This is a genomic window from Methanococcoides sp., from assembly GCF_030594565.1.
Lineage (GTDB): Archaea > Halobacteriota > Methanosarcinia > Methanosarcinales > Methanosarcinaceae > Methanococcoides > Methanococcoides seepicolus.
Genome location: NZ_JAUVEY010000189.1, coordinates 1 through 2,991, shown reverse-complemented (window position 1 = coordinate 2,991; position 2,991 = coordinate 1). Strand labels below are relative to the sequence as shown.

General features: G+C 43.5%; 3 protein-coding genes and 1 pseudogene. 2 read left to right on the top strand and 2 right to left on the bottom strand.

Annotated elements, in window-relative coordinates; genetic code table 11:
- A pseudogene (locus QAS77_RS11300) lies at positions 1-855 on the bottom strand (hypothetical protein); the annotation flags it as partial.
- A 233-nt stretch (positions 856-1,088) separates the two neighbouring features.
- Here QAS77_RS11300 and QAS77_RS11295 point away from each other — a divergent pair.
- Complete coding sequence (locus QAS77_RS11295) at positions 1,089-1,940, top strand: ABC transporter ATP-binding protein (protein ID WP_305065644.1); 852 nt, start codon at positions 1,089-1,091, stop codon at positions 1,938-1,940.
- Between the two features lie 4 nt (positions 1,941-1,944).
- Positions 1,945-2,736 (top strand): ABC transporter permease, encoded by a 792-nt coding sequence (locus tag QAS77_RS11290; RefSeq protein ID WP_250869383.1) that lies wholly within the window; start codon positions 1,945-1,947, stop codon positions 2,734-2,736.
- Between the two features lie 9 nt (positions 2,737-2,745).
- On the opposite strand, the gene QAS77_RS11285 is transcribed toward QAS77_RS11290, so the two are convergent.
- Entirely contained in the window at positions 2,746-2,922 is a 177-nt protein-coding gene (locus QAS77_RS11285; RefSeq protein ID WP_250869382.1) for a hypothetical protein, read from the bottom strand.
- Positions 2,923-2,991 lie beyond the last annotated feature (69 nt).

Sequence of the window (2,991 nt, the reverse complement as noted above, 5' to 3'; positions counted from 1 at the left end):
ATCCAGAATGCTGTCATCCACTACATGATCCGAATTCATTTTCCGGTTCATATGGATCATGCTGCCAGTGAATTCAAAATTCTTGGCAGGCATATCGTTCATGACGTCGTGAAGTCCGGATACTACTTCTTTTTTGCGCTGGAGAATATTTAAATAATATCTTCTGTCGAGTTCGAGGGCTTCGATCTGGTGTATCCTTTCAGGTCCAAGTTCTGCTGTTGAAATAGGAACTCTCTCTCTTGTGACAAAGAGTTTCTTGACTTCTTTAAGCAATTCTTCAGTAACTTCGAAGTTGTCATCAACGGATTTGAGAATATCCTCGATCAGAGGTTGTTCAATCGTATTTAAGCGTTCAAGGACCTCTTTTGCGTTGTAGATACCAGTGGTCAGAACTCCAGGTTCCTGATATAATATCTCTGTTATCTCAGCATTGACTGCAGCTATCCTTGCCATCAACTGGAACTGTTTGAGGATATTGTTCATATCAGTGAACATGTCCCAAAAATCAAATGAAAAATTATCCGGGTCATCTACACCAAGGCTTCTTAATTCATCCCCAAGGCGTTTTTTTTCTGCTTTAAGATCGTCAAGTCTCTCTTTTTCCTCATCCCATAGCTCATCTTCATCTCTGGGGCTCAACCTGCGTATAGTAATGAGCTCTTCAGTTTCTTTCAAGAATGATTTCAGTTCTTCTCCCAACGACTGAATCGTTGTGCCTATTACTGCAATGGCAAGCCCTGCCTGCTCAGCAGCGTCTCCTGCATCTTCTGCTGCATTTCCTGCCTGATAAATTGCTTTTCCAACAGTATAAAGTCCACCTGTGCAGACACCAGCCACTACATCAAACCATCCCATATTTTTTTCTCCTGATCTTTATCTTTTGAAATATTAGATCATTAAATAAAATGATGTAGTGTATATATTATTTTATTTTATTTGTTTTTTACTGTAATGCTTTTGTTCGAAAAATAAGAAAACATATATCAGTTCTCACTCCAATAATCGTTCAAAGAAAAGATTGGTGATATATCATTCCTCCAGTTATCGTAGGCAAGGATGTCAGGAAAGAATTTGGCGAGTTCACGGCTGTGGATAGTGTTGCTTTTTCTGTTGATGAAGGGGAGCTGTTCGGCTTTCTGGGACCCAATGGTGCTGGCAAGACAACCACCATGCGTCTGATACAGTGTATATCTCCAATGACATCGGGCACACTGGAAGTCTTTGGGATGGATGTGAACGTTCATCAGCGGGAGATCAAGTTCAAGATGGGCGTTGTTCCTCAGGAGAATAATCTCGATCCTGACTTTACGGTCTATGAGAACCTTTTGATCTTCTCGCGTTACTTCGACATCCCTGAGGATGAGGCTAAAAAAAGAGTGGACGAACTCCTTGAGTTCGTGCATCTGGAAGAAAGACGGGATACCATGACCGACTCGCTTTCAGGTGGTCTGAAAAGGCGTCTTGTGTTGGCAAGGGCACTGATCAACAAACCAAGGTTGCTGATACTTGATGAACCGACGGTGGGGCTTGACCCCCAGTCAAGGCATCTTATGTGGGACAAGCTCAAAGGTCTCAAAAAGGAGGGTGTTACGATCGTGCTCACAACACATTATCTTGAAGAGGCTTCTCAATTATGCGATAGGCTTGTCATCATGGACAATGGGAAGATACTCGTTGAAGGCAGCCCCACAGATCTCATTCAGGAATACATTGGTTCTGCAATAGTCGAGACCGAGAACGATCCTAATATTATCTCCTGCCTTGAAAGTCATAAGACAAATTATGAGGTGCTCGGGGATGAGATCCAGATATATACTGATAAGCCGCAGGAGACAACTGACCATCTCTTGTCAGAATGCAAGCTGAAAAGTGTCACTGCCCGCGCTGCGACGCTTGAAGACGTTTTCCTGAAATTGACGGGAAGGAAACTCAGGGAGTGAGAAGATGGACATAGGCATGTATTTCAAACCCCCGGAATTAACATCAGGAGCTTTCAAGGTCTGGCGGCGAAATAAGGATGTTTTTATGAAGAACGTCAAATTGAATTTTCTTCCTCCGTTCATTGAGCCTTTGCTCTACCTTTTTGCCATGGGCTTCGGGTTAGGTCTGTTCATTGAGGAAATAGACGGTGTACCCTATGCAAAGTTCATAGCTCCGGCACTGATCTCGGTCTCTGTGATGTATGGTGCTTTTTTTGAGTGCAGCTATGGGTCTTATGTGAGGATGTACTACCAGAAGACCTTCGATGCCATTATTGCAACACCTTTGAGCATCGAGGATGTCATAATCGGAGAACTGCTGTGGGGTGCTACCCGAAGCACGATAAGTGCCACATTGATGCTTCCTGTCATTGCATTGTTCGGACTCATCACTTTTCCCCATTCACTGTTGATCATCCCATTCGCTTTCCTTGCAGGTCTGCTCTTCGCAGGCATTGGAATGAGCATTGCAGCAGTGACCCCGAACATAATGTCCATCAATTATCCCATACTGCTTTTCATCACGCCGATGTTCCTCTTTAGCGGAACGTTCTTCCCCCTTAACGTACTGCCTGAAATTGTCCAGTACGTCGCACTGGCAATATTGCCACTGACCCACGTTGTAATTATAATAAGAGCACTGACCTTCGGAGCACCGGGCTGGTTCCTGCTGACAAATCTCCTGTGGATAATAGTCGTCTGCGCAATAGTTTTTGTCGTTTCGGTCAATCTGATGAAAAAAAGGCTGGTCGTCTGAGATTCACACTCACTTTTTCTTTGAGGAAGAGCTTTCCGTATCCATACATCTACGGCTACTCTCACATCCGAGACTGCGTCTGTAATCGGACCTTATCTCCTTTTTTGCAGTTTCGATCAGAAGTTCATCGAGTTCCTCTTCGGTCAGCTCGCATGGGTCTTCGTCGGTTTCTTTTTTGTTGGGCATTGGTGTGTTCAAATTCTAGTTTTTAAACTTTTATTTTTAGATATCGTAAAAGTAATTTGTACGCAATTT